Origin of the sequence: Afipia birgiae 34632, from assembly GCF_000308295.2 — a bacterium.
In the GTDB taxonomy this organism is placed as follows: Bacteria; Pseudomonadota; Alphaproteobacteria; order Rhizobiales; family Xanthobacteraceae; genus Afipia; species Afipia birgiae.
On sequence record NZ_HG326652.1, the window covers coordinates 954,962 to 979,652 of the forward strand.

Annotated in this window: 26 protein-coding genes; 15 read left to right on the forward strand and 11 right to left on the reverse strand. The window is 62.7% G+C overall.

The window, feature by feature from the left end; translation table 11 throughout:
* Positions 1 to 3: 3 nt before the first annotated feature.
* From lexA to BN32_RS04635, 6 genes are all read right to left on the reverse strand, one after another.
* On the reverse strand, positions 4 to 711 hold the full coding sequence (gene lexA, locus BN32_RS04610) for a transcriptional repressor LexA (protein ID WP_019196942.1): 708 nt from the start codon (positions 709 to 711) through the stop codon (positions 4 to 6).
* Positions 712 to 903: 192 nt separating this feature from the next.
* The gene (locus BN32_RS04615; RefSeq protein ID WP_019196943.1) at positions 904 to 2,112 is read right to left on the reverse strand and encodes a molybdopterin molybdotransferase MoeA; all 1,209 of its coding nucleotides are present in this window, start codon (positions 2,110 to 2,112) and stop codon (positions 904 to 906) included.
* A 10-nt stretch (positions 2,113 to 2,122) separates the two neighbouring features.
* On the reverse strand, positions 2,123 to 2,638 hold the full coding sequence (gene moaC / locus BN32_RS04620; RefSeq protein ID WP_019196944.1) for a cyclic pyranopterin monophosphate synthase MoaC: 516 nt from the start codon (positions 2,636 to 2,638) through the stop codon (positions 2,123 to 2,125).
* A 3-nt stretch (positions 2,639 to 2,641) separates the two neighbouring features.
* A complete protein-coding gene (gene trpC, locus BN32_RS04625; protein WP_019196945.1) occupies positions 2,642 to 3,460 on the reverse strand; it encodes an indole-3-glycerol phosphate synthase TrpC in 819 nt (272 codons plus the stop codon).
* Positions 3,461 to 3,473: 13 nt separating this feature from the next.
* On the reverse strand, positions 3,474 to 4,487 hold the full coding sequence (gene trpD, locus BN32_RS04630) for an anthranilate phosphoribosyltransferase (RefSeq protein ID WP_019196946.1): 1,014 nt from the start codon (positions 4,485 to 4,487) through the stop codon (positions 3,474 to 3,476).
* A gap of 54 nt (positions 4,488 to 4,541) precedes the next feature.
* Positions 4,542 to 6,437 carry a peptidylprolyl isomerase gene (locus tag BN32_RS04635; protein WP_019196947.1) on the reverse strand — a complete coding sequence of 632 codons (1,896 nt, stop codon included), beginning with the start codon at positions 6,435 to 6,437 and terminating at the stop codon, positions 4,542 to 4,544.
* Positions 6,438 to 6,690: 253 nt separating this feature from the next.
* Between BN32_RS04635 and tpiA the strand changes: the two genes are divergently transcribed.
* The 3 genes from tpiA (at position 6,691) to pyrG (ending at position 9,765) form a co-directional block, all read left to right on the forward strand.
* The gene (gene tpiA, locus BN32_RS04640; protein ID WP_019196948.1) at positions 6,691 to 7,446 is read left to right on the forward strand and encodes a triose-phosphate isomerase; all 756 of its coding nucleotides are present in this window, start codon (positions 6,691 to 6,693) and stop codon (positions 7,444 to 7,446) included.
* Positions 7,447 to 7,581: 135 nt separating this feature from the next.
* On the forward strand, positions 7,582 to 7,953 hold the full coding sequence (gene secG / locus BN32_RS04645; RefSeq protein ID WP_019196949.1) for a preprotein translocase subunit SecG: 372 nt from the start codon (positions 7,582 to 7,584) through the stop codon (positions 7,951 to 7,953).
* Between the two features lie 180 nt (positions 7,954 to 8,133).
* A complete protein-coding gene (gene pyrG / locus BN32_RS04650; RefSeq protein ID WP_040425454.1) occupies positions 8,134 to 9,765 on the forward strand; it encodes a CTP synthase in 1,632 nt (543 codons plus the stop codon).
* Here pyrG and BN32_RS04655 read toward each other — a convergent pair.
* The 3 genes from BN32_RS04655 to BN32_RS04665 form a co-directional block, all read right to left on the reverse strand.
* On the reverse strand, positions 9,762 to 10,403 hold the full coding sequence (locus tag BN32_RS04655) for a class I SAM-dependent methyltransferase (protein WP_019196951.1): 642 nt from the start codon (positions 10,401 to 10,403) through the stop codon (positions 9,762 to 9,764). The two genes, pyrG and BN32_RS04655, sit on opposite strands and share 4 nt — an antisense overlap.
* A 171-nt stretch (positions 10,404 to 10,574) precedes the next feature.
* The gene (locus tag BN32_RS04660; protein WP_019196953.1) at positions 10,575 to 11,945 is read right to left on the reverse strand and encodes a sensor histidine kinase; all 1,371 of its coding nucleotides are present in this window, start codon (positions 11,943 to 11,945) and stop codon (positions 10,575 to 10,577) included.
* Positions 11,942 to 12,616, reverse strand: a complete 675-nt coding sequence (locus BN32_RS04665; RefSeq protein WP_019196954.1) for a response regulator transcription factor — start codon at positions 12,614 to 12,616, stop codon at positions 11,942 to 11,944. Before BN32_RS04665 ends, BN32_RS04660 begins: the two co-directional genes overlap by 4 nt.
* A 151-nt stretch (positions 12,617 to 12,767) precedes the next feature.
* Here BN32_RS04665 and BN32_RS28030 point away from each other — a divergent pair, with 151 nt between their 5' ends.
* Positions 12,768 to 13,169, forward strand: coding sequence for a ClpX C4-type zinc finger protein (locus BN32_RS28030; protein ID WP_082773461.1), 402 nt, complete (start codon positions 12,768 to 12,770; stop codon positions 13,167 to 13,169).
* A gap of 25 nt (positions 13,170 to 13,194) precedes the next feature.
* Positions 13,195 to 13,986: a COG3904 family protein gene (locus BN32_RS04675; RefSeq protein ID WP_019196956.1), complete on the forward strand. Its 792-nt coding sequence runs from the start codon at positions 13,195 to 13,197 to the stop codon at positions 13,984 to 13,986.
* Between the two features lie 12 nt (positions 13,987 to 13,998).
* Here BN32_RS04675 and BN32_RS04680 read toward each other — a convergent pair whose 3' ends face one another.
* Positions 13,999 to 14,322, reverse strand: coding sequence for a PAAR domain-containing protein (locus tag BN32_RS04680; RefSeq protein ID WP_019196957.1), 324 nt, complete (start codon positions 14,320 to 14,322; stop codon positions 13,999 to 14,001).
* A 140-nt stretch (positions 14,323 to 14,462) separates the two neighbouring features.
* Between BN32_RS04680 and BN32_RS04685 the strand changes: the two genes are divergently transcribed.
* From BN32_RS04685 to BN32_RS04700, 4 genes are all read left to right on the forward strand, one after another.
* Positions 14,463 to 14,789 (forward strand): NIPSNAP family protein, encoded by a 327-nt coding sequence (locus BN32_RS04685; protein ID WP_040425985.1) that lies wholly within the window; start codon positions 14,463 to 14,465, stop codon positions 14,787 to 14,789.
* A 22-nt stretch (positions 14,790 to 14,811) separates the two neighbouring features.
* A complete protein-coding gene (locus BN32_RS04690) occupies positions 14,812 to 15,684 on the forward strand; it encodes a VOC family protein (RefSeq protein ID WP_019196959.1) in 873 nt (290 codons plus the stop codon).
* Positions 15,685 to 15,750: 66 nt separating this feature from the next.
* Entirely contained in the window at positions 15,751 to 16,599 is an 849-nt protein-coding gene (gene kdsA / locus BN32_RS04695) for a 3-deoxy-8-phosphooctulonate synthase (RefSeq protein ID WP_019196960.1), read from the forward strand.
* 66 nt (positions 16,600 to 16,665) lie between these two features.
* On the forward strand, positions 16,666 to 17,841 hold the full coding sequence (locus BN32_RS04700) for an MFS transporter (protein WP_019196961.1): 1,176 nt from the start codon (positions 16,666 to 16,668) through the stop codon (positions 17,839 to 17,841).
* On the opposite strand, the gene queF is transcribed toward BN32_RS04700, so the two are convergent.
* The gene (queF, locus tag BN32_RS04705) at positions 17,838 to 18,317 is read right to left on the reverse strand and encodes a preQ(1) synthase (RefSeq protein WP_019196962.1); all 480 of its coding nucleotides are present in this window, start codon (positions 18,315 to 18,317) and stop codon (positions 17,838 to 17,840) included. The genes BN32_RS04700 and queF overlap by 4 nt on opposite strands.
* A 139-nt stretch (positions 18,318 to 18,456) precedes the next feature.
* Here queF and eno point away from each other — a divergent pair, with 139 nt between their 5' ends.
* From eno to BN32_RS04735, 6 genes are all read left to right on the forward strand, one after another.
* On the forward strand, positions 18,457 to 19,740 hold the full coding sequence (eno, locus tag BN32_RS04710) for a phosphopyruvate hydratase (protein ID WP_019196963.1): 1,284 nt from the start codon (positions 18,457 to 18,459) through the stop codon (positions 19,738 to 19,740).
* Positions 19,741 to 19,871: 131 nt separating this feature from the next.
* Positions 19,872 to 20,996: a CaiB/BaiF CoA transferase family protein gene (locus tag BN32_RS04715; RefSeq protein ID WP_040425987.1), complete on the forward strand. Its 1,125-nt coding sequence runs from the start codon at positions 19,872 to 19,874 to the stop codon at positions 20,994 to 20,996.
* Between the two features lie 110 nt (positions 20,997 to 21,106).
* Positions 21,107 to 21,658, forward strand: a complete 552-nt coding sequence (locus BN32_RS04720; RefSeq protein ID WP_019196965.1) for an NADPH-dependent FMN reductase — start codon at positions 21,107 to 21,109, stop codon at positions 21,656 to 21,658.
* A 65-nt stretch (positions 21,659 to 21,723) separates the two neighbouring features.
* Positions 21,724 to 22,041, forward strand: a complete 318-nt coding sequence (locus tag BN32_RS04725) for a septum formation initiator family protein (RefSeq protein WP_019196966.1) — start codon at positions 21,724 to 21,726, stop codon at positions 22,039 to 22,041.
* A gap of 154 nt (positions 22,042 to 22,195) precedes the next feature.
* A complete protein-coding gene (gene pdhA, locus BN32_RS04730; RefSeq protein ID WP_019196967.1) occupies positions 22,196 to 23,218 on the forward strand; it encodes a pyruvate dehydrogenase (acetyl-transferring) E1 component subunit alpha in 1,023 nt (340 codons plus the stop codon).
* A 42-nt stretch (positions 23,219 to 23,260) separates the two neighbouring features.
* The gene (locus BN32_RS04735; RefSeq protein ID WP_040425458.1) at positions 23,261 to 24,679 is read left to right on the forward strand and encodes a pyruvate dehydrogenase complex E1 component subunit beta; all 1,419 of its coding nucleotides are present in this window, start codon (positions 23,261 to 23,263) and stop codon (positions 24,677 to 24,679) included.
* The last annotated feature ends 12 nt before the right edge of the window (positions 24,680 to 24,691 follow it).

Here is a 24,691-nt window from a genome sequence, read left to right on the forward strand (position 1 = left end):
ATCTCAGTACTTGCGGACAAGCCCGATCAGCTTGCCCTGAATGCGCACGCGGTTGGGCGGCAGGATACGAACCTCGTAGGCCGCATTGGCAGGCTCCAGCGCGATGGACGCGCCGCGCCGCCGGAAGCGTTTCAGCGTGGCTTCTTCCTCGTCGATCAGCGCCACGACAATGTCGCCGGTGTCGGCGGTCTCGTTGCGCTGGATCAGCACGGTGTCGCCGTCGAGAATGCCGGCTTCCATCATGGAATCGCCGCGCACTTCGAGGGCGTAATGTTCGCCGGACCCGAGCATGTCGGGCGGCACGCTGATGGTGTGGCTGCGGGTTTGCAGCGCCTCGATCGGCGTACCGGCCGCGATCCGGCCCATAACCGGCACGGAAACGGGAAAGCTCGCATCTTCATCGGGACCAGCGGAGGTGTTCGTGCGCACCTTGCCGAGATTGCCCTCGATCACGCTGGGGGTGAAGCCGCGGCGGGCGCCGCCCGGGCTAGCGCCCAGTTCCGGAAGCTTGATGACCTCGATGGCGCGGGCCCGGTTGGCCAGCCTGCGGATGAAGCCGCGCTCTTCAAGGGCGGTAATCAGCCGGTGGATGCCGGACTTGGAGCGCAGGTCCAGCGCGTCCTTCATTTCGTCGAAGGAGGGCGGCACACCAGCTTCCTTGAGCCGCTCGTTGATAAAGCGCAGAAGTTCATACTGTTTGCGTGTCAGCATCTGAATTGGTCCCCGATCCCTAGAATCCCGCGTTTTGATCCGAAGCCGCGCCTCTCTGGATCCCACTGAGAAAGAATGGAATGGGACACTCAGGAGTTGCGAGTCACTCGAAACAAATCATGAACGAACACTATCTGTTCCATATGTGTTCCGCAACCCCTTAATTTCACGTGAACACGCGCGAGTGCGAGATCAACCGGGGAGCCGCAGGATCGTGCAGGGCGAGCCGGCGGGGGCGGCCGGGGCAAAGGGCGGGCGGACGATCAGCGCATCGGACGCGGCCAGATTGGCCACCAGCGAACTGTCTTGCGCGCCCACCGAGGTTGCGACAGGCACGCCGTTGCTGCCCGGTGCGAGCCGCGCCCGCAGATAGTCCTGCCGCTTGTCGTTGGCGGGTAGTTCGCGTCCAAGCAGGGCGTGCTCAAGGGGGTGGTCGATGCTCGTTCGTCCGGACAGAGCGCGGATCAGCGGCACCAGGAACAGGAAGGCACAGACGTAGGACGACACCGGATTTCCGGGCAGGCCGAGGACCCGCATCGATCCGAGCCGCCCGTTCATCATCGGCTTGCCTGGCCGCAGCGCGATCTTCCAGAAGGCCATGTCGAAGCCTTCGGCCCTCAGCGCGGCCTGAACCAGATCGTGATCGCCAACTGACGCGCCGCCGGTGGTCAGCAGAACATCCGCGCCGAGATCGCGTGCGCGCCGGATGCCGCTCGAAGTGTCGTCGAGCGTGTCGCGCGCGATGCCGAGTTCGATCACGTCGGCGCCTTCGCTGCGCGCCAATGCCGCCAGCGCGAAGACGTTGCTGTAGACGATCTGGCCGGGGCCGGGGATCGTGCCCGGCGCGACCAGTTCGTCGCCGGTGGCGAGGATCGCCACCTTCGGGCGGCGGTGAACCGGCAATTGCGGATGGTTCATGCCTGCGGCCAGCGCAAGGGCGCGGTCATTGAGCAGCGAGCCGCGCGGCAACAGCATGTCGCCCTCGCGGAAGTCGATGCCAGCCGGTCGGATGTTCTTTCCCGCGGTGATGGCTTCGTTGACGATCACGAGCTCGCCGTCGCGCGTGGTGTCTTCCTGAATGACCACGGCGTCCGCGCCGCCGGGAATGACGCCGCCGGTGAAGATGCGCGCGGCCTGTCCCGCGCCGATGCTTTGATCGAACGGCCGTCCTGCAGCGACTTCGCCGATCACTTTCAACCGCGCGCCCGGCACGGAATCGGCCGCACGCACCGCGTAGCCATCCATTGCCGACAGGGCGACGGGAGGCTGGGTGCGAAGCGCCGAGATGTCGCGGGATAGGATGCGATGAAACGCATCGTGGAGCGCAACCGTCTCTTCGGGCAACGCAGCGGCGTCCTTGAGAACGGCGGCATAGGCCTCGGCGACCGGCATCAGCGCCATGGTGTAATCCTCAGTAGTCGGCCAGATAGTGACCGGACTTTCCGCCCTTTTTCTCGACCAAACGGATGGCCTCGATCTGGATACCGCGCTCCACGGCCTTCACCATGTCGTAGATCGTGAGGCAGGCCACCGACACCGCGGTCAGTGCTTCCATCTCGACACCGGTGGGGCCTTTCACCTTCGCCGTGGCGCGTACGCGGCAGCCCGGCAGCTTGGTGTCGGGCGTGATGTCGAGCGTGACCTTTGACAGCGCCAGCGGATGACAGAGCGGAATGAGGTCGGACGTGCGTTTCGCCGCCATGATCCCGGCGACGCGCGCGGCGCCCAGCACATCGCCCTTCGCGGCGTTGCCCTTGACGATGAGATCGAGCGTCTTGCGGGTCATGACGACGCGGCCTTCGGCCACCGCCACGCGCTCGGTGTCCGGCTTGGCCGAGACGTCGACCATGCGGGCTTCGCCCTTGGCATCGATGTGAGTGAGGGCGGAGCCCTGTTTCGCGACCTTGCCTGCGCTTTTGCGGGCCACGGTTCAGCGCGTCCCGGTGGCGCGTTGCGGATCGCGTGCAAGCAGGTTGCGGGTTGCCGCCGTCACGTCGGCCTGGCGCATCAGGCTTTCGCCGACGAGGAAGGTCGACATGCCGACCTTATCGAGACGCGCGAGATCTTGCGGCGCGAAGATGCCGCTTTCACCGACGCTAATGCGATCCTTCGGGATCAGCGGCGCGAGTTCTTCGCTGGTGGCGAGCGTGGTCGCAAAAGTGCGCAGGTTGCGGTTGTTCACACCGAGCAGCGGTGAGCGCAGCTTCAGCGCGCGGTCGAGTTCCTCGCGGTTATGAACTTCCAGCAGCACGTCCATGCCGTGCGCGAAGGCCGCGTCCTCAATGTCCCTGGCTGCCGCGTCATCGAGCGCGGCCATGATGATCAGGATGCAGTCCGCGCCGTGGGCGCGGGCCTCCGCCACCTGGTAGGTGTCGTACATGAAATCCTTGCGCAGCACCGGCAGCGAGACGGCGGCGCGCGCAGCGACCATGAATGCGAGCGAGCCCTGAAACGACGGCGTATCTGTCAGCACCGAGAGACACGCAGCGCCACCGGCCTCGTAAGCCTTCGCCAGCGCGGGCGGATCGAAGTCGGCGCGGATCAATCCCTTCGATGGCGACGCCTTCTTGATCTCCGCGATCAACGCGTAGTCGCCATTGTCATGTTTCGCGCGAATGGCCTTGACGAAACCGCGCGGCGCGGGAGCGGCGCTGGCGCGCGCCTCGACCTCGGCGAGCGGAAGCGCGCGCTTGGCGGCGGCGATTTCCTCGCGCTTGTAGGTTTCGATCTTTTCGAGGATGTCCGACAAAGGTAATCGCTCCTCAAGCATTGGAGACAGCGACGAGGCGCTTGAGCCTGTCCGCCGCCGCGCCAGTGTCCAGCGCTCTGGTGCCGAGCGCAACGCCTTCCTTCAGATCCTTGGCCTTGCCGGCGACCACGAGGGCCGCGGCGGCATTCAGAAGCGCGACATTACGGTAGGCGTTCTGTTTGCCCTCCAGCACATCGCGGAGCGCCTTCGCATTGGCGTCGGCATCACCGCCCTTGAGTTCGGTGCTTGTGGCGCGCGGCAGTCCGGCGTCCTCTGGCGTGACCTCGAACGTGCGAATGTTGCCGTCCTCCAGCGCCGCGACGAAGGTTGGGCCGGTGAGGGTGATCTCGTCGAGGCCGTCGGAGCCGTGCACGACCCATGCCGATTCCGCGCCAAGGTTCTTCAGCACCTGCGCCAGCGGCTGCACCCAGTGCTTCGAGAATACGCCGACCATCTGCCGTCTAACGCCGGCGGGATTGGACAGCGGTCCGAGCAGATTGAAGATCGTCCGGGTGGCGAGTTCGACGCGGGTGGGTCCGACATTCTTCATTGCCGGATGATGCGTCGGCGCGAACATGAAGCCGATGCCGGCTTCCGCGATGCAGCGGCCCACAGCATCCGGTGTGATGTTGATGTTGACGCCGAGCGCCGCCAGCGCGTCGGCAGCGCCCGATTTGGACGACAGCGCGCGGTTGCCGTGCTTGGCGACCGGGACACCTGCGCCCGCGAGAATGAACGATGCGCAGGTGGAGACGTTGACGGAGCCCGAGCCGTCGCCGCCGGTGCCGACGATATCAACGGCGTCGGCGGGGGCCTTCACCGTCAGCATCTTGGCGCGCATGGCCGAGACAGCGCCGGTGATTTCGTCGACCGTCTCGCCGCGCACGCGCAGCCCCATCAGCAGGGCACCCATCTGCGAGGGCGTCGCTTCGCCGGACATCATGCGGTCGAAGGCCGACGCGGCTTCGTCGCGTGACAGGGCAGCGCCAGTGGCGACTTTTCCGATAATGGCTTTCAGGTCGTCCATAGGGCTTCCGCTTGACGTGACTTCCGCTCGAATGAGCCTAGATGGGGTGGCTCATCATTGAGCCGAGGCCGCGCCGGTCGCCACGGCGAACGCATTCTGGTTGATGGTGACGCCGATCTCGCTCTCGATCTTCGCGATATAGGCGGAGAGCTGCTCCTCCATCTCGGCGCGTTGAAGATTTTCCTTCAGCTTCTTCACGTCCTCGGATGCGAGATCGACCGGCGGCACGACAACGTCGGTCACCTTGAACACGATCCACTCGCTTGCGCCGCTGCCTTCGGTTTGGCCAATGCCGTCCTTCGGGGTCCGGAACGCAGCCGCGACCAGCCGCTCGGGCACGTCCTTGGCTTCGGCATCGCGCTTGAACAGCTTCGCCGTTTCGACCTTGACGCCCGCAGCCGCGGCTTCGGCGTTGAATACCGCGCCCTTTTCAAGCTTTCCGACCATCTCGGCGGCCTTGGCGCGCAGGCGGGTCGAGATCTGTTCGTCGCGCCAGCGGGCCTCGACCTGATCCTTCACTTCGTCGAGCGAGCGGTCGCGCGACGGCGTCACGCCAAGGACATCGAACCACAGTTCGCCGCCGTTGTACTGCACCTGTTCGTTCTCGACGCCGATATTGCTGGCGAACGCGGGGGCGATAATGTCGACGCCCTGCGGCAGACCGGTCACCGGCTTGCCGTCCGGTCCGCGGCCGGAGCGATCGACGGCTTCGATTGTGGTGGCTTTGAGCCCGAGCTTCTGGGCAGCTTCGGCGATATTCGCGCCGCCGCCGCGCTCGTCCTCGATCTTGTTGTGCAGGTCCTGGAGCTGCGCCCGCGCGCGCTCCAGCGCGATCTCGCGCTTGATGGCGGGGGCGATGCTTTCAAAGGTCGGATTGGTCCCGGGTTCGACCTTGGTGACCTTCAGCAGGGCCGTGATCAGCGCAGCTTTAACCGGCTCGCTGACGGTGTCCGGCGCGAGCGCAAACGCGGCGTCGGCGATCGCGGAGTCGCCGATCGACGATTTCGCTACAATGCCGAGATCGATATCGGCCGTCGTAAGCTTGCGCTCCTTGGCGATATCCTCGAACGACGTTCCGGCAGCGATGCGATCGCGCGCCGCCTTGGCCTCGTCCGCGTTCTGGAATGGAATCTGGAGTACCTGACGGCGCTCTGGCGTCGCATATCGTTCGCGACGCTGTTCGAAGATTTTCTTCGCGTCGTCGTCGGACACGTTGATCCATTTGGCGAGATCGTCCGGCGTCAGCGTCAGCACGGCGATCTTGCGATATTCTGGCGCGCGGAACAGTTGCTTGCGGTCCTCGAAATAGGTGGCGAGCGTTTCGGGCGAGGGCTGGGCGATGGTGCCGGCCTGGGCGGCAGTCAGCCTGACGAAGTCAGCCGAGCGCTGCTCGTTCTGGAAACGGACCAGAGCTTCGATCTGGGTTTTCGGCGGCTCGAGACCGGCAACGATCGTACCGGTGAGCTGGCGGCGCGTCGCTGCTTTGCGCTGCTCGGCGATGTATCGCTGTTCGGTGTAGCCGGCCTGGCGGATCGTCTGCACGAACCGCTCATGTTCGAACTTGCCGTCGAGACCCCTGAAGGTCGGATCGTTTTGAATCGCGCGCACGATATCCGCGTCGGACTGTCCGAGGCCCATGCGGCGTGCGGTCTCATCCAGCGCGGCGTCGGCGATGACGTCCTGAAGGACCTGGCGATCGAGACCGAACTGGCGTGCCTGCTCCATGGTCAGCGGCCGGCCGAAGCGGCGGCCGATCTGCTGCACCCTGTCAGTAAACAGGTTTCGGAATTGCTCGGTGGTGATCTCGGTGTTGCCGACCTTGGCGAGAGACGACTGTCCGAATCCCTTGAAGATGTCGGCGATACCCCAGACACCGAAACTGATGATCAGCACGCCGAACAGGACGGACATGACCGTCTTGCCGAGCCAATTCGATGAGGCTTTGCGCATTCCTCGGAGCATGGGTCCAACTTGATGTTCAGGGGGTGGGGCGGCTCGCCACAGAGGCGTTACCGCGTTGTTTCGCCAACATATAAAGAGGTGCCGGTTCCCTAGCAACCATGCTGTCGGCGGCGCATCAGCGCGGTTAACGGCATGAGCCTGAAAAACGGGAACCGCAGTGTGGAAAGCCGGCCTCGGAACTGGCTTCTGCGGGAGGCCTCTGCTAGCGCAGATCGACCAATATTGTCATGCGAGATCAACGATGACCGACAAGCGCCGCCCCCTGATCGCCGGGAACTGGAAGATGAACGGCCTCAAGGCCGCGGTGAATGAACTTGCCGCCATCGGGCAGGGCGCTGAAGCCGTGTCGCGCAAGGCTGATCTCCTGATTTGTCCGCCCGCGACGCTGCTGTTTACCTCCGCGGCCGCTGTGATCGGATCGAAAGTGGCCATCGGCGCGCAGGACTGCCACCCGGCAGCCTCTGGTGCCCATACCGGCGACATCTCGGCGGAAATGCTGGCTGATGCCGGGGCAACGGCCATTATCGTCGGCCATTCCGAGCGCCGCACGGACCACGATGAGACGGATGCGCTGGTCCGCGCCAAGGCCGAGGCGGCGTGGCGTACAGGGCTTGTCGCAATCGTCTGCGTGGGTGAGACGCAAGCCGAGCGCGCCGCCGGACAAACGCTTGAGGTCGTTGGACGCCAGGTCGCCGGGTCTGTCCCGGACGGAGCGACTGCCGCCAATCTGGTCGTCGCCTATGAGCCGGTCTGGGCGATCGGAACCGGCCGGACACCGACAACAAAAGATGTCGAGGAAGTCCATAAGCTTATCCGCGATCGGTTGAAGGATCGGTTCAGCGGCGAGGGCGATCTGGTCCGTATTCTCTACGGAGGCTCCGTAAAGCCCTCCAACGCTGCCGAACTGATGGCCGTTGCCAACGTGGATGGTGCTCTGGTGGGTGGCGCGAGCCTCAAAGCGGTTGATTTCCTTGCGATTGCTGCTGCGTGCCCCTAAATGGCCTTCAGGTCCGAGCGGTCCATCGGGGGTGACAATCACCCCTGCAATCGTGTACAGACCGCGCAACTTCAACCCCCGCAAGCATCGACGCGACTGGCTGCCGGCGTTCGATCCTTGTGACGGAAGGTAACGATGCAGACTGTCATTATCGTCATCCATCTCATGCTTGTCCTTGGCCTGATCGGCGTCGTGCTGTTGCAGCGCTCGGAAGGCGGCGGCCTCGGTATCGGCGGCGGTGGAGGCGGCGGATTCATGTCCAGCCGCGGCACGACCAATCTGCTCACCCGCACCACCGCAATTCTGGCGGCAGGTTTCTTCGTGACCAGCCTGTTCCTGTCGTGGCTTGCGAACTACGAGCGCAAGCCATCATCGATTATCAACAGCACCAGCCCAGCGCCGATCTCGCAGCCTGGTGCTCCGGCGGCTCCTGCAGGCGGTCTGCTGGATTCGCTTCCGAAGGCCCCGGCGGCGCCATCCGCTCCGCAGGCCCCGCAGTCGAAGTAGTGCTGTTGTCGCGATAAGACTTGCAGCCATGCGCAAGCTGCTTGCCTGCAAGTCTTAGAGTTGCCTTCCAAGTATCTGGCTGAACTCACATATCGAAGTCACCCACAGCGTCGCGATTTATCGGCGTGCGCGTGGGTTTAGTTTTGCGAATCACACCGGCGGAGATAAAGGTAGAATCCCATGACGCGGTATATTTTCATCACCGGCGGCGTGGTCTCCTCGCTCGGCAAGGGTCTGGCTTCAGCAGCGCTCGGCGCTGTTCTGCAGTCACGAGGCTACAAGGTCCGCCTTCGCAAGCTCGATCCCTATCTCAATCTCGATCCCGGAACGATGTCGCCGTATCAGCACGGCGAAGTCTTCGTGACCGATGACGGCGCGGAGACCGATCTCGATCTCGGTCACTACGAACGCTTCACCGGGCGTCCCGCGACCAAGCAGGACAACATCACCACCGGCCGCATCTATCAGGACATCCTGAACAAGGAACGCCGCGGCGATTATCTCGGCGCGACCGTGCAGGTGATTCCGCACGTCACGAACGCGATCAAGGAATTCATCCTCGGCGGCAACGAGGGCTACGACTTCGTGCTGTGCGAGGTTGGCGGCACCGTCGGTGACATCGAAGGCCTGCCGTTCTTCGAGGCGATCCGCCAGGTCAAGAACGATCTGCCGCGCGGGGAGGTGATCTACATTCACCTGACACTGTTGCCCTACATTCCAAGTGCCGGAGAACTCAAGACAAAGCCGACCCAGCACTCGGTCAAGGAACTGCGCTCCATCGGCATCCAGCCCGATATCCTGCTGTGCCGGACCGACCGCGAAATTCCGAAGGAAGAGCGCCGCAAGCTGGCGCTGTTCTGCAATGTGCGCGAATCGGCCGTGATCGAAGCGCGCGACGTCGACAATATCTACGCGGTGCCCGAGGCCTATCACGCTGCAGGGCTCGACGACGAAGTGCTGGCCGCGTTCGGCATCGTCGACATCAAGCCGCCTTCGCTGCAAAGCTGGCACGTCATCAACGAGCGCATCCGTAATCCTGAAGGTCAGGTGACCATTGCCATCGTCGGCAAATACACCGGCATGAAGGACGCCTACAAATCGCTGATCGAAGCGCTCTCCCATGGCGGCATTGCCAACAAGGTGAAGGTAAATCTCGACTGGATCGAATCCGAAGTCTTCGAAAACGAAGATCCCGCGCCGTTCCTCGAACACGTCAACGGCATTCTGGTGCCGGGCGGATTCGGCCAGCGTGGCGCCGAAGGCAAGATCAAGGCAGCGCAGTTCGCGCGCGAGCGCGACGTACCGTACTTCGGAATCTGCTTCGGCATGCAGATGGCGGTGATCGAGGCCGCGCGCAATCTGGTCGGCATCGAAGACGCCAACTCGACGGAATTCGGCCCGACAAAGGAGCCGCTGGTCGGCCTGATGACCGAGTGGCTGCGCGGCAACGAACTCGAGAAACGGACCAAGGCGGGCGACCTCGGTGGCACCATGCGGCTCGGCGCGTATCAGGCGGCCCTGAAGAAGGGCAGTCGTGTTTCGGAAGTGTACGGCGGCGCGCTGGAGATTTCAGAGCGGCATCGTCATCGCTATGAGGTCAACACCGCTTACAAGGATCGCCTCGAACAGCACGGCCTTCGCTTCTCGGGCATGTCGCCGGACGGCGTGTTGCCGGAAATCGTCGAATACGAGGACCATCCGTGGTTCATCGGCGTGCAGTATCATCCCGAACTGAAATCGCGCCCGTTCGAGCCGCATCCGTTGTTTGCGTCGTTCGTTCAGGCCGCGATGGTCCAGAGCCGGCTGTTCTAGGCTTCCTGCTCTCCGCACATGGAAGCGTCGTCCTTGCTGACTGCGCGGGGGTTGCCGGCTGCGAGCCGGCATTGCGAGCGTCTTGTCAGGCGATAGACGGCGGCCGGGGGCACGTTCAGCACGGCACGGTCCAGCAACTTCGCTTTGAGACCGAGCCGATCGAGAATTGGCCGCGGCACCGGGCAGGTCATCCCGTAAGTGAATTGATAGAATGCTCCGCCGGGCCGAATGTAGCTGAATGCGCCGCCGACGATCGACACGATTTTGCGGGTCGACATGTTTAGAAGTGGAAGGCCGCTCACGACCGCGCCGACGGGGGCCCCTTCGAACAATGAACTTCCGGCCAACCGTCCCGCGTCCATCCAGAGTACGCGCGCGCCGGGGAAGCGCACCTGCAGCAGCCTCATGAAATCCGAGCCGTATTCGATCAGGGTGAGATTCTCCTGACGTACGCCACGCTGCAACAGCTTGTAGGTGAATGCGCCGGTGCCCGGTCCCAACTCGATGACAGGGCCGGTCGATGCCGTGATCTCGCTGGTGATCAGGTTCGCCAATGCTTCGCCGGACGGCGCGATCGCGCCGACGCGTCCCGGGGCTGACATCCAGGCAAGGAAAAACGACAGAAAATCTTGTGGCATTGGTGCTCCGGTGGCGATCTGTGCGGCGGGCGCCGCTCGTGACAGCCTCGAATCGCAACTGATGACGAGGCGTGCGGAATATCGCGGCGGCGGATTGCGCGAGCATTGCGCGCAGCCCAACGATGTAAGTGAAGATTGATTTCCGCTGCCGTCTGGTCGCGGTTGGCACGCTCAGAACATCGGCGGCAGTGTTATCCTGAAGCAGGCGCCGCCATGCTGATTGTCGAGCACTGCCACGCGGCCCTCATGCAGATGAACGATCTCGCGCACGAGATTGAGGCCCAGCCCGGCGCCGCGATTGAGCGGCTGCACCCGGTAGAAGGGCTCGAAGATGCGCGCACGTTGCTCCTCCGGAATGCCTGCTCCCTGATCCATGACATCGATGGTGGCGGGCAGGGTGACGCGAACGCCGATCGTGCCCCGTCGGCCTCCATGTTCGATCGCGTTCTGGATCAGATTGGTGAGCGCGCGCTCGAGCGCCGTTTGGTCACCCATCGTCTCGATGCGGCTTGCCGCGGACTCAAACGATATGTCGTATCCTGCTCTGATTGCGAGCGGCGCGAGATCGGCGACAACGCGTTGGCCGATCGCGACGAGATCCACCCGGGCAAAGGGCGCCCGATTTTGGTCAAGGCGCTGAATGTCGAGCAATTGCTCGGCCAGTGTTGCGAGACGGGCTGCATCCTCGGTCAGGCGAACTTTGTCGGGTCCCTGTGGCAACGATTCGAGTCGCGTGCTCAGAATGGCAATCGGCGTGCGAAGTTCATGCGCCGCATCGGCGGCAAAGCGTTTGTGCCGCGCGTAGCCTTCGTCGAGCCGTGCCAGCGCGTCGTTGACCGCGTTGACCAGCGGCACGATTTCGGCAGGCACATGCTCCACGGGCAGCCGCGCGCCGCGTCTTTCTATGTCGATCCGGCGGGCCTGATCGGCCGCGGCATCCAGACCGGTCAGGGCGCGGCGGACCACGACCGGTGTTGTGATTACTGTCGCTAGCGTCATGAGCAGCAGGCTCGGAAGAGCGAAGCCCAGAAAGACGAAGGATGTCACCAGGGCTGCCTTGCCTGCGGACATGCTCCCCTGTGTCGCCGTCAGGATTTGCACGTTACCTGCGGCGGTATCGACGCGCTTGAGGCGGGCGGCGGGCTTGCGCGGATCGTCATCGAGAAGTTGCCAGCCAAGCCGCGCCTGGCTGATGTGGTCGAGTGCGTTGCCTATCCGGGCGAATTCGACCGGTACCGACCCTTCCGACAGGGATTGTCCCTGCTTGTCCCTGATGATGAACCAGAGGTCCGGGACACTGGATCGCAAGGCCTTGAGTGCAGGTGTCGACACGAGATCGAGCTTGCCCTCTGCGTCACGTTCGACGGCCTTTTGCAGGACGTCGATGACATGCTCCTCGTCGCGGGTGTCGAGAAGAAGACCCGTTCCCCACAAGGTGCCAACCACCAGCAGAACCAGGAACGTCAGCAAAGCCGCCTGCAGCGGCACCAGCCGCCAGACGAGCCGCGATCTGAGCGACGGTGTTGCGGATTGCCGCATCATGACTGTTGCTTCAGCAGATAGCCGACGCCACGGATGCCATGAATTTCAACGCCTGCATCGGCGCCGGCAAGCTTGCGGCGGAGCCGCGACACATGTGTGTCCAGCGCATTCGATTGTATTTCGTCGTCGAAATTATAGACCGCATTCTCTAGCGAGGACCGCAGCACTGTGCGGCCCATGCGCCGCAGCAGAGCCTCGAGCACAAGTAGCTCGCGGCGCGGCAATTCCAGCGAACGCCCTTCGATGCTTGCCTCGCGATGGCTGAAATCGAAGATGAGGCGGCCGGCGCGCACCTGATGAGACTGAAGGCCGGTGGGTCTGCGCAGAACGGCGCGCAGCCGGGCCAGCAACTCCTCGACGGCAAATGGCTTTGGCAGGTAGTCGTCCGCGCCGCTGTCGAGACCGGCGACCCTGTCTGCAAGGTCGCTGCGGGCGGTCAGGACAATGATTGGTATTCCGCCGGCCCGCGACCTGATTTTGGGGATCAGTGTAAGGCCGTCGCCGTCAGGAAGCCGGCGATCGAGGATCACGGCATCATGAACGTCTGCCGAAATAGCCTCCTCGGCTTCGGCAACGGTCGGCGCATGGTCCACCACCATGTCGTAGCGCTTCAACGCGGCAGACAAGGCAGCGGCCATTGCAACTTCGTCTTCTACCAGCAGGATCCGCATTCCACACTCTCGCTGAAGGTGGGACGTACAGCATGTGGATTGCGGCTGCATTACGAATGTGCCGGGGCGTAGTCGCGGTCCCGTCAAGTCATCCTTGACAGTTTTGCGGAGGCAGACGTATCGTCAAGACAACCTTGACGGAATGTTCGCCATGGCTCTGAAATCGAAGGCCAGGACATCGAAAACCGCTGAGACGGCGAAGTCCGCTGCCTCGAACGAGACTGTGGACATTCTGTTCTGTTCCTTCTGCGGCAAGTCGAAGGACGCGGTCAAAACGCTGATCGCCGGTCCGACTGTTTTCATTTGCAATGAATGTGTTGCGGTCTGCACCAAGTTTATCAGCGGCGAAGCTTCGCCCGAGCCGACGGACTGGGACCGGTGTTCCGACGAGTTCCTGCTCAGTCAGCTTCCGCGCACATCAGCCATCGCAGATGCTGCCAGCAATCACCTGGCGTCGCACGTTGCGACGCTGCGCAAGCGGGAGGTAACGTGGGAGCTGATCGGCAAGGCTCTCGGCGTTTCGCGTCAGGCAGCGTGGGAGCGCTTCTCCTAGACGACGACTGCAAATCGGACTGACCATGAATCCCGACGAGAAATCCCAACCTGGCCTATCGGACGTTCCTCTGCGACCGTGGGGCGAGCCATCGGCCGGTCAACAGCCGCCGCCGCAGGAGCATCAGCCCGGCCCGCGCCGCCGGCGATCGTTGTGGTCCGCTCTCTTCGTTGTGCTGTTGATCGCCACCTATGGCGTTAGCGCGTATCGGGATTTGTCGTCGCCGGGCATATGGTCGTACTGGAAAGACTTCTTCGGCTCTCCCAGCATGACGGCGTCGGCCATCAGCATGACGGACGGCCGCAAGGCGCTCGCACTCGAAGGACGGATCGGACCTGCCTCCGCAAGCTGGTTTCGCGAACAGCTCGATGCAGCCAAGCTGACCAGCGGAGATGTGGTCTTGCTGTCGTCGCCGGGCGGCTCGCTCGATCAGGGTTTGATCATGGGCGCGGTGGTCCGGTCGCGCGGACTGACGACCGTGGTGGGGAGAGCGGATTCCGCCGGCCGTTTGCAACCGTCGCGCTGTGCCAGCGCATGCGTATTCGTTTTTGCGGGCGGCAAGGTCCGTGAAGCGATGCCGCGCTCCATGCTTGGCGTTCACCAGTTCAGCAGCACTTCTGCGAAAGGCGAAGAGTCCGCAAGCGACCTGGTGGCGCGGACCCAGCAAACCACCGGCATCATCCTCGATTACATGACGCGGATGGGCGTTTCGCCCTCGATCATGCAGGCGATGACGGCGAGCAAGGACATTCGCTGGCTCACGGAGAAAGAGGCGTTTGAGCTGAACCTGGTCACGGCTCGCTACGCGGGAGCCTGATCGCGCGAAAGCCTACTTCGGACATCTCGATGTCTGGTCGCCGGTGCGGGCGGCAGGCTTGCCATTGATATAAATGCCGCCTGCGCCGCCAACGACAACGCCGCCGCATCCGGTCTTGCCGCTCGATATGGCGGCCGGCTTGCCGTTGATGAAGACGTTCGGAGATCCCTCGACGATCACGCTGCCGTCGCTGGTCGTATCGCCCTGACGTGCAGCGGGCTTGGCGTTGAAGGTGACGCCCGCCGCGCCGCCCGTGACCACGCCGGGTGTTTGCGCATGTGCCGAGCCCGAAAGAACCGCAGCGACAAGGATCGGGCAAAGCAGCATGGTCCGCATGACAAACCTCTTATGGGCGCGAGACCGGGAAGCGCTTGATAACCAGCCGGGCAGGCGACTATATGCCGGATCTGGAGAGCCTGCATAACATCAGTCGGCGCCGTCCGTGCGCCGGTTCAATCAACAAGGGGGCCATGACCATGATCCAAGAAATGCGCGTGTATCGCTGTGTTCCGGGGCGGCTTCCCAATTTGCTGAAGCGCTTCGAGAACCACACGCTGAAGATCTGGGAGAAGCATGGCATCCGTCAGGCCGGCTTTTTTACCACGGTGATCGGCCAGTCCAATCAGGAACTGACCTATTTCCTCGCATGGGAGTCGCTGGCTGAACGCGAGCAGAAGTGGACCGCGTTCATGAACGATCCCGCCTGGCTGTCGGTGCGCGAGGAAAGCGAAAAGGATGGTCAGATCGTCGAGAATATCGTCAGCCAGCTTCTGACGCCGACAGCATTCTCCTTGGTGAAGTGAGGGCGCGTTTCGCGTATCGGTCATGCCCCGCGGTCTCGATCATATTGTCCATGCCGTCCGCGATCTCGATGCCGCGGCGGACTTCTATCGCCGCGCCGGATTCAAGGTCGGCGCGCGCAACAAGCATCCGTGGGGAACGCACAATCATGTGGTGCAGTTTCCCAATTTCTTCATCGAAATCCTGACGGTCGGCGAACCCGAAAAGCTGGTCGGCGAGGGATTGCCGCAGATCTTCGGCATCGCCAATCGCGATGCGATTGTGCGCGGCGACGGATTCTCGATGTTGATCCTTGAGAGCACGGACATCGAGGCCGATGTCGCGGACTTCAAGACATCGGGGATCGGCGCCTCACGCGCGCTGCCGTTTTCGCGCCAGGCTGTTTTGCCCGACGGCACCACTACCACGGTGGGCTTCTCGCTGGCCTTTGCACGCGATGCGATGTCGCCGCATACAGGCTTCGCAACCTGTCAGCAGCATAACCCCGCGGCGTTCTGGAAGCCGGACTATCAGCAGCACGCCAACGGCGCGAGCGGCGTTCTCGGTGCGGTGTTGGTCGCAGACAATCCGGCAGATCATCATATCTTCCTCAACGCGTTTACCGGTGTGCGCGAGCTGCATGCCAGTTCGATCGGTATCACCGCGCCGACGCAGCGCGGCGATGTCGAGATCATGGAAGCCGTGTCGTTTCGCGATCAGTTTGGAACCGCGCCCAGGCTGGACGGCGAGGGCGCCTCGCTGAAGGGGCTGCGCCTTGCGGCGCCGGACATTGATGCCACCGAGCGTGTCCTCAAAAGCGGCGGGGTGGCGTCGCACCGGCAGACCGGACGGCTCGTGGTGCTGCCGGAGGCCGCCTTTGGCGCAACCCTGATATTCGAGAGACCGGCCAGGATTTAGCGGGCCAGACTTGATACGCAGCCGCCAGGTCGGCATGGTCAATTCAACTTCTGAAAAGGATATGCCTTGAACGCCAAGATTTCCGCGGCACCGGTGGTTTCCGCAGGCAACGTCAAGTTTGGCAACGCGCTGCCGCTGGCTGTGATCGCCGGGCCATGCCAGCTCGAAAGCCGCGCGCATGGACTGGAAGTCGCCTCCGCGCTGAAGGAGATCGCCGCACGCCTCAAGATCGGGCTCGTCTACAAGACCTCGTTCGACAAGGCCAACCGCACCAGCGCGTCCGGCGCGCGGGGCATGGGCCTCGACAAAGCGCTGCCGATCTTCGCGGAGATCCGCTCGACGCTCGGGCTGCCGGTGCTGACGGATGTGCACGAGATCGAGCAGTGCGCCCGCGTCGCGGAAGCCGTCGACGTGTTGCAGATCCCCGCGTTCCTATGCCGGCAGACTGACCTGCTGCTGGCGGCTGCCGCGACAGGGAAGGTTGTCAACGTCAAGAAAGGCCAATTCCTAGCGCCCTGGGATATGGCCAACGTGGTCGGCAAGGTGACGGGCGGTGGCAATCCGAACGTCATGGTGACCGAACGCGGCGCATCGTTTGGCTACAACACGCTGGTGTCCGACATGCGGGCGCTGCCAATTCTGGCGCGTTCCACCGGCGCGCCGGTGATCTTCGATGCGACCCATTCGGTGCAGCAGCCGGGCGGTAAGGGCACGTCGTCCGGCGGCGAGCGGGAGTTCGTACCGGTGCTGGCGCGCGCCGCAGTCGCGGTCGGCGTGGCCGGTGTTTTCATCGAAACGCATCCCGATCCGGACAACGCGCCATCGGATGGTCCGAACATGGTGCCGCTCAAGGACTTCGAGGCCCTCATGAAGAATTTGATGGCCTTCGACGCGCTCGCAAAATCAAAATCGTGATGGCCAGATCATAGCAATCAAAACATAAAAAGGGCCGCGAGCGTAACGCGGCATCCGCCGGACCAGATGCTGCCAATCCTCAATGTGATCGCCGCGACAACCTTCGCGGCAGCCCTGTCCTCGCGTGCGATGGAGCCGGTGCTGCCGCTGGTGTCCAGCGATCTCGGCGTCACTGTCGCCACGGCGGCAAGTCTGTCGGCGGCTGTCGCCCTGACATTTGCGCTGGTGCAGCCTATCCTGGGCGCGGCTGCGGACATGTTCGGCAAGGCGCGGCTGATGATCGGTTGCCTCGCGATGCTCGGCGCAGCCAACATCATCGGTGCGATGGCGACATCGTTTGAAATGCTGTTCCTGTCGCGCATTCTCTGCGGCATCGCGGCAGGCGGCACGTTTCCGATCGCGATGAGCCTGACCAGCGACCTCGTTCCGACCGCGCAGCGGCAGGTCGCGTTGAGCCGCATTCTCGCGGGCGCGATGACCGGCAATCTGCTCGGCTCATCCGCAGCCGGCGTGATCGGCGATTTTTTCGGATGGCGCGGCGTGCTTGTCATCCTCGGCCTGCTGGTGATCGTCGCGTCGGTAGCCGTTTGGATCGGTTTTCGAAAAGGCGGGGTATCCAGTCCCAAGCAGAGCGTCAGTTTTGGAGCACTCAGGGACGGTTACCGGACGATCCTCGCCAACCCGAATGCGCGCGTGTGTTTCACGGCGGTGTTTATCGAGGGACTTTGCGTTCTTGGGTTGTTTCCGTTCGTCGCCGCATTTCTGTTTGAGCTGGGCGAAACCCGTGCATCGATTCCTGGCGTGGTCATCGCAGCGTTCGCAGTCGGCGGTTTGTTTTACACCCTGAGCGTGTCGCGCATGCTGCCGCGATTTGGCGTCAGGGGCCTGATGGTCGGCGGCGCCGTGGTCATGGCGCTGCAATTTATCGTTATCGCGCTCGGACCGCGCTGGGAGATTCAGGCGATCTCCTTCCTCGTCATGGGCTGGGGCTTCTATTCGCTGCACGGCTCATTGCAGGTGTTCTCGAGCGATCTCGCGCCTGAAGCGCGCGCCTCGGCGCTGTCGCTCCATGCCTTCTGCTTTTTCATGGGGCAGGCAGCAGGACCGATCGTGTACGGTTTCGGATTGTCTCATTTCGGCAAAATGCCGACGCTGATCCTGAGCGCGACCGCCATTCTCGTGCTGGGAATCGTCGCCGCTCGTCTGCTGCATCAGAAGCCGGCGGAGATGGTGGATATCTAACCTCTTCCCCGATACGGGGCGACGCCCTGATCGGGCACCCACACATCCTTCGGCAATTTGCCGGTCTGCCAGAACACGTCGATCGGCATGCCGCCGCGCGGATAGAAGTAGCCGCCGATCCGCAACCAGCGCGGTGCCAGCAGTTTCGTCAGCCGCTTGCCGATGGACACTGTGCAGTCTTCGTGAAACGAACCGACGTTGCGGAAGCTGTTGAGATAGAGTTTGAGGGTCTTCGATTCGACGAGCCATTTGTCCGGCACGTAGTCGATGACGAGAATTGCGAAATCCGGCTGGCCTGTGACCGGGCAGATCGAGGTGAATTCCGGCATTGTGAAACGCGCAACGTAGTTCGTGTCGGAGTGCGGATTCGGCACCCGGTCGAGTTTTGCCGTATCAGGCGAGGTGGGCGTTTCGACCTGCTGGCCGAGCTGCAACGGCTGCGCGGCGGCTTTGGGGACGCGGGGTTTTCTGGACATCTGTGTCTCCGTTTGCCCTCTGATACATATTCCTGGCCAAAACGTCACGGGACTAAAGACTTCAGATGGCCTTTTCCGGCGCGGCGCGTTCCTGTAGAAGCTGCCCCAAATCCCCGAACCGACTCCTGAAAGGGCGCACATGACCGCAATCGTCGACATCATCGGCCGCGAAATTCTGGACAGCCGCGGCAATCCGACCGTCGAGGTCGATGTGGTGCTGGAAGACGGGTCGCTGGGCCGCGCCGCCGTTCCGTCGGGCGCTTCCACGGGGGCGCATGAGGCCGTCGAACTGCGCGATGGCGACAAGGGCCGCTATCTCGGCAAGGGCGTACAGAAAGCCGTCGAAGCGGTTAACGGCGAGATTTTCGACGCGATCGGCGGCATGGAAGCCGAGCAGCAGGTCCAGATCGACCAGACCATGATCGATCTGGATGGCACGCCGAACAAGAGCCGCCTCGGCGCCAACGCCATTCTCGGCGTGTCGCTCGCTGTCGCGAAGGCCGCGGCGGAATCGCTCGGCATGCCGCTCTATCGTTACGTCGGCGGTACCTCGGCGCGCACCCTCCCGGTGCCGATGATGAACATCGTCAATGGCGGCGTGCACGCGGACAATCCGATCGATTTCCAGGAAATCATGGTGATGCCGGTCGGCGCGAAGAGCTTCTCGGAAGGGCTGCGCTGCGGGGCCGAGATTTTCCACACGCTGAAATCTGAATTGAAGAAGGCCGGTCACAACACCAACGTTGGTGACGAGGGCGGCTTCGCCCCGAATCTGCCGTCGGCGGACGCGGCGCTGGATTTCGTCATGAGCGCGATCGGCAAGGCCGGATACAAGGCCGGCGGCGACGTCATGCTGGCGCTGGATTGTGCTTCGACCGAATTCTTCAAGAATGGCTCGTACGTCTATGAAGGCGAAAAGAAAACCCGTTCGCGCTCGGAGCAGGCGAAGTACCTTGCAGATCTGGTTTCACGCTATCCGATCGTCTCGATCGAAGACGGCATGGCGGAAGACGACATGGATGGCTGGAAGGAACTGACCGACCTGATTGGCGGCAAGTGCCAGCTCGTCGGCGACGACCTGTTCGTGACCAACGTCACGCGCCTTGCGGACGGCATCAAGAAGGGGCTCGGCAATTCCATTCTGGTGAAGGTCAACCAGATCGGCTCGCTTACCGAGACGCTTGCCGCCGTCGAAATGGCGCACAAGGCGGCCTACACCGCCGTGATGTCGCATCGCTCGGGTGAAACCGAGGATTCGACCATCGCCGATCTCGCAGTGGCTACCAACTGCGGGCAGATCAAGACGGGATCGCTGGCGCGTGCGGATCGGACCGCGAAGTACAACCAGTTGCTGCGCATCGAGCAGGAACTCGGCAATCAGGCGGTCTACGCGGGCAGGTCGGCGCTCAAGGCGCTGGCGTAAGGCGGGCTGCGCCGGAAGACACGGCGACGCATCGCAGGGTTTCGTTTTGACATCGCGCTTGCGGCTTGCCTTGGCGGGCCGCACTCGCTTGAGTGGCGTCCGCGAAAATCAAGCTGCGGGAGAACGACGCCATGAACGGTCCACTCGCCGGTATCAAGGTCATCGAGATCGGGCAAGCGCTTGCGGGGCCGCTCGCCGGCGCGATCCTCGCTGACATGGGCGCGGACGTTATCAAGATCGAGAAGCCTGACGGCGGCGATGACGCGCGCAGTTGGGGGCCTCCGTTTATCGAAGACGCATCGATCATGTTTCATGTCACCAATCGCAACAAGCGATCGGTGACGCTCGACATGAAGAACGCAGCCGATATCGAGAAGCTCAAGACGCTCGTGCGTGACGCCGACATCCTGATCCAGAACCTCCGCTCGGGTGTGGTCAACGATCTCGGCATCGGTCCCAAGCAGATGTGTGCGATCAATCCGCGATTGATCTACTGCTCGATCTGGGCGTTCGGGCCGAAGGGGCCGTTGTCGAAGGCGCCGGGATTCGATCCGCTGCTTCAGGCCTATGGCGGCGTGATGATGCAGACCGGCCGCCCGGACGATCCGCCGACATTCTGCGCGCCCGCGATCAACGACAAGGCCACCGCGCAGTGGTGCGTGATCGGCGCGCTCGGCGCGTTGCAGCAGCGTCACGTCTCGGGGAAGGGCTGCGTGATCGATACCTCGCTGCTCGACAGCGCGGCGTCCTGGGTGGATTCATCGCTCGCGACCTATCACGTGACGCAGGAGCTTTCGCCGCGCACCGGAGCTGCGACGCCGACCATCGTGCCGTATCAGGCATTCGAGACGGCCGATCATCCGCTGGTCATCGCCGCCGGTTATGACCGGCTGTTTCACAAGCTCGCCACGGTGCTCGGATTTCCGGAATGGTGCACCGATCCGCGGTTCGCACGCGGCCGCGACCGGTTTGTTAACCGGGACACGCTGCTCGGATTGCTGAAGCCGGTTCTGCTGACCAAAAAGCGGGCCGAGTGGCTAGCGGCTTTCGAGGCGGTGGGAGTCCCGTGCAGTCCGGTCAACACCATCGCGGAGTTGTCACAGACCGAACAGTTCAAGGCGTCGGATTTGATGCGCACATTGCCCGGCAGCGATCTGCCGGTGGTCGGTCTGCCGATATCGTTCGACGGCGAACGCCCGCATCCGCATTCCGGTGCGCCCCGGTTGGGACAGCACAACGACGAGTTGCTGGGTTAACCCGCAGGACCTGTTCCTGCGATCCGAAGTTAATGCACTTGCATCCTTTTTCCCCCAAGGCTAAGCCGGGCTGCCCGGTGTTCTGTTGCCGTTGCTGAAAGGATGTTCTGATGGCCCATACCGTTGCCGTTATCGTCGGCAGTCTCCGCAAGGAGTCGTTTTCGCTCAAGATCGCCAACGCCTTCACCAAGATCGCGGCACCATCTCTCAAACTTGAGATTGTGACGCTTCATGGTCTGTCGTTCTTCAATCAGGATCTGGAGGCGACACCGCCAGCGGACTGGGTCGCGTTTCGCGAGAAGATCCAGAAATCCGATGCGGTTCTCTTTGTGACACCGGAGTACAACCGCTCCATCCCGGGTGTGCTGAAAAACGCCATCGACGTCGGTTCGCGTCCGTCCGGCAAGAGTTCGTTCCTCGGCAAACCTATCGGCATTGTCGGCAGTTCGCCCGGGCCACTTGGCGGCGTCTGCGCCGCGATGAACCTCAAGCAGATCCTGCCCGGTTACAGCGGCCCGATCCTCCAGCAGCCCGAAATCTATCTGAACGGCGTGGGGGACGCATTCGACGACAAGGGCAACCTGGTCAAGGAAGCCCTTGAGAAGGTTCTGAAGACCTATATCGATGCCTTCGCGGCATGGGTCGATAGGCTCAAGAAATAATTGCGCGGCGATGAGGCAGTCCGGCTGTTAGCAATGGGTTAACCGGGCTGTCGCATCGTGCGGGTATGGTTTCACGCACGCGACTCAAAGCAATCATGACCGGCCTTGCGCTGTACGCGATCGCGGCGGCGCTGATTGCCTATTTTGGGGTCAATGCCTACACCGGCAAGTACGGCCTGAACGCGCGGCAGGAACTTGATCAAGAGATCGTGTTGCTGACCACCGAACTGGCCCGGCTCAAGGCCGAGCGTGTTGCGGCAGAACAGCGCGTCTCGCTGCTTCGTTCGGACCGAGTCGATCCCGACATGCTCGACGAACGCGCGCGCTACCAGCTCGACTACGTGCATCCGCGCGATCTCGTCCGGATGATCGGTCAGAACTAGTTTCAAATTTCAAAAATCTCGCTCTTTCGATTTTAAAATTGCTGTCGCTGCATTGCGTCATAGATGCGCGATGCGTTTGTGCACGCTATCCTTTTCATTGCGATACGAGTTGGGGTACAGAAGTCGAGTACCCGCTCTCTTATCCGGACAAGCAATGGCAACAGCGAAGAAAACGGCGACACAGGATGCCGGCAACGGCTCCCGTCACCCGACGAATCTGAAGTTCACCAAGGAACAGGAGCTTCACGCGTTCCGCGAAATGATGCTGATCCGCCGTTTTGAAGAGAAGGCCGGTCAACTCTACGGAATGGGTGCAATCGGCGGCTTTTGCCATCTCTACATCGGACAAGAGGCCATCGTTGTCGGGATGCAGTTGGCGCTCAAGCCCGGCGATCAGGTCATCACCGGTTACCGCGATCACGGTCACATGCTTGCATGCGGCATGGAAGCCAACGGTGTGATGGCCGAACTGACCGGCCGCAGGAGCGGATATTCCAAAGGCAAGGGCGGCTCCATGCACATGTTCAGCAAGGAGAAGGCCTTCTACGGCGGACATGGCATCGTCGGCGCGCAGGTCTCGCTTGGCACCGGTCTCGCCTTCGCCAATCGTTATCGTGAAAACGATCATGTCAGCGTCGCGTATTTCGGCGATGGCGCCGCCAATCAGGGACAGGTCTACGAGAGCTTCAACATGGCGGAGCTGTGGAAGCTTCCCGTGATCTACGTCATCGAGAACAATCGCTACGCCATGGGCACATCGGTCACGCGCTCGTCGGCGCAGACGGATTTCTCCAAGCGCGGCGTGTCGTTCAACATTCCGGGCAAGCAGGTCGACGGCATGGACGTCCGCGCTGTCAAGGCTGCGGGCGACGAGGCCGTGGCGTGGTGCCGTGCGGGCAAGGGCCCCTACATTCTTGAAATGCAGACCTATCGCTATCGCGGACACTCGATGTCCGATCCTGCGAAGTACCGGACGCGTGAGGAAGTGGACAAGGTGCGCCACGATTCCGATCCGATTGAACAGGTGAGATTGCGTTTGCTCGACATGAAGGTCACCGAAGCGGAGCTGAAGGCGATCGACGCCGAGGTGCGCGAGATCGTCAACGCATCAGCGGATTTCGCGCAGCGTGATTCCGAGCCTGACGCGTCCGAGCTTTACACCGACATTTATCGATAGGCGCGCAGTTCGCGCAATTCAGAGATTACGTCCGGAGCGACCATGCCGATTCAAGTTTTGATGCCCGCGCTTTCGCCCACGATGGAAAAGGGCAACCTTTCCAAATGGCTGAAAAAAGAGGGCGAAGCCATCAAGTCCGGCGACGTGATCGCCGAGATTGAAACCGACAAAGCCACGATGGAAGTCGAGGCCACCGATGAGGGAACACTCGGCAAAATCCTCGTCGCCGAAGGCACCAACGATGTTGCGGTCAACACGCCGATCGCGACCATTCTGAGCGACGGCGAAAGCGCCGCCGATCTGGGCAAGGCTCCAGCCGTTGCTGCCAAGGCCCCGGAACCTAGCGTTGAAGTTAAGCAGGAAGTTGAAGAGTCTCGCGCACCCGTCGGCGAGGGCAAGCCGCAGATCAGCGCTCCGGCGGCTGTCGCAGCCCCGGCCGCGCCGGTGGAGCCCGATCCGGAAGTGCCGCCCGGCACCGAGATGGTGAAGATGACGGTGCGCGAAGCGCTCCGTGACGCCATGGCCGAGGAAATGCGCCGCGACGGCGACGTGTTCGTGATGGGCGAAGAGGTTGCCGAATATCAGGGCGCTTACAAGATCACGCAGGGGCTGTTGCAGGAATTCGGCGCGCGCCGCGTGATCGACACGCCGATTACCGAACACGGTTTCGCCGGCGTCGGCGTCGGCGCCGCGTTCGCCGGGCTCAAGCCCATCGTGGAATTCATGACCTTCAACTTCGCGATGCAGGCGATTGACCAGATCATCAACTCGGCGGCGAAGACGCTCTACATGTCCGGCGGGCAGATGGGCTGCTCCATCGTGTTCCGTGGTCCGAACGGCGCGGCTGCGCGCGTCGCCGCCCAGCACAGCCAGGACTACTCGGCGTGGTACTCGCAGATACCCGGCCTGAAAGTGGTTTCGCCGTATTCGGCGGCGGATGCGAAAGGCCTGCTCAAGGCCGCGATCCGCGATCCGAATCCGGTGATCTTCCTTGAGAACGAAATTCTCTACGGCCACTCTGGCGACGTGCCGAAGCTCGACGATTACGTTGTTCCGATCGGCAAGGCACGCATCGCGCGCGCCGGCAAGGACGTGACGCTGATCGCGTGGTCGAACGGAATGACCTACGCGCTGAATGCCGCCGATGAACTCGCCAAGGAAGGCATTGAGGCCGAAGTCATCGACCTGCGTACGCTGCGTCCGATGGACACCGAAACGATCATCAGCTCCGTGAAGAAGACGTCGCGCGCTGTGGTGGTCGAAGAGGGCTGGCAGCAGTCGGGTGTCGGCGCGGAAATCGCCGCGCGGATCATGGAGAACGCGTTCGATTATCTCGACGCGCCGGTCGCGCGCGTCTCGGGCAAGGACGTGCCGATGCCGTACGCCGCCAACCTCGAAAAGCTTGCGCTGCCGACGGTGGCGGAAGTCGTCGCCGCCGCCAAAGCCGTTAGTTATCGCTGAGAGAGCAGGACC

Bases quoted from the DNA above. Each gene is read 5' to 3' on its own strand.
- lexA (WP_019196942.1), bottom strand. From the start codon at position 711: ATGCTGACACGCAAACAGTATGAACTTCTGCGCTTTATCAACGAGCGG.
- BN32_RS04615 (WP_019196943.1), bottom strand. From the start codon at position 2,112: ATGGCGCTGATGCCGGTCGCCGAGGCCTATGCCGCCGTTCTCAAGGAC.
- trpD (WP_019196946.1), bottom strand. From the start codon at position 4,487: ATGGACGACCTGAAAGCCATTATCGGAAAAGTCGCCACTGGCGCTGCC.
- BN32_RS04635 (WP_019196947.1), bottom strand. From the start codon at position 6,437: ATGCGCAAAGCCTCATCGAATTGGCTCGGCAAGACGGTCATGTCCGTC.
- tpiA (WP_019196948.1), top strand. From the start codon at position 6,691: ATGACCGACAAGCGCCGCCCCCTGATCGCCGGGAACTGGAAGATGAAC.
- secG (WP_019196949.1), top strand. From the start codon at position 7,582: ATGCAGACTGTCATTATCGTCATCCATCTCATGCTTGTCCTTGGCCTG.
- pyrG (WP_040425454.1), top strand. From the start codon at position 8,134: ATGACGCGGTATATTTTCATCACCGGCGGCGTGGTCTCCTCGCTCGGC.
- BN32_RS04655 (WP_019196951.1), bottom strand. From the start codon at position 10,403: ATGCCACAAGATTTTCTGTCGTTTTTCCTTGCCTGGATGTCAGCCCCG.
- BN32_RS04660 (WP_019196953.1), bottom strand. From the start codon at position 11,945: ATGATGCGGCAATCCGCAACACCGTCGCTCAGATCGCGGCTCGTCTGG.
- BN32_RS04665 (WP_019196954.1), bottom strand. From the start codon at position 12,616: ATGCGGATCCTGCTGGTAGAAGACGAAGTTGCAATGGCCGCTGCCTTG.
- BN32_RS28030 (WP_082773461.1), top strand. From the start codon at position 12,768: ATGGCTCTGAAATCGAAGGCCAGGACATCGAAAACCGCTGAGACGGCG.
- BN32_RS04675 (WP_019196956.1), top strand. From the start codon at position 13,195: ATGAATCCCGACGAGAAATCCCAACCTGGCCTATCGGACGTTCCTCTG.
- BN32_RS04680 (WP_019196957.1), bottom strand. From the start codon at position 14,322: ATGCGGACCATGCTGCTTTGCCCGATCCTTGTCGCTGCGGTTCTTTCG.
- BN32_RS04685 (WP_040425985.1), top strand. From the start codon at position 14,463: ATGATCCAAGAAATGCGCGTGTATCGCTGTGTTCCGGGGCGGCTTCCC.
- BN32_RS04690 (WP_019196959.1), top strand. From the start codon at position 14,812: ATGCCCCGCGGTCTCGATCATATTGTCCATGCCGTCCGCGATCTCGAT.
- BN32_RS04700 (WP_019196961.1), top strand. From the start codon at position 16,666: ATGCTGCCAATCCTCAATGTGATCGCCGCGACAACCTTCGCGGCAGCC.
- queF (WP_019196962.1), bottom strand. From the start codon at position 18,317: ATGTCCAGAAAACCCCGCGTCCCCAAAGCCGCCGCGCAGCCGTTGCAG.
- eno (WP_019196963.1), top strand. From the start codon at position 18,457: ATGACCGCAATCGTCGACATCATCGGCCGCGAAATTCTGGACAGCCGC.
- BN32_RS04715 (WP_040425987.1), top strand. From the start codon at position 19,872: ATGAACGGTCCACTCGCCGGTATCAAGGTCATCGAGATCGGGCAAGCG.
- BN32_RS04720 (WP_019196965.1), top strand. From the start codon at position 21,107: ATGGCCCATACCGTTGCCGTTATCGTCGGCAGTCTCCGCAAGGAGTCG.
- BN32_RS04725 (WP_019196966.1), top strand. From the start codon at position 21,724: ATGGTTTCACGCACGCGACTCAAAGCAATCATGACCGGCCTTGCGCTG.
- pdhA (WP_019196967.1), top strand. From the start codon at position 22,196: ATGGCAACAGCGAAGAAAACGGCGACACAGGATGCCGGCAACGGCTCC.
- BN32_RS04735 (WP_040425458.1), top strand. From the start codon at position 23,261: ATGCCGATTCAAGTTTTGATGCCCGCGCTTTCGCCCACGATGGAAAAG.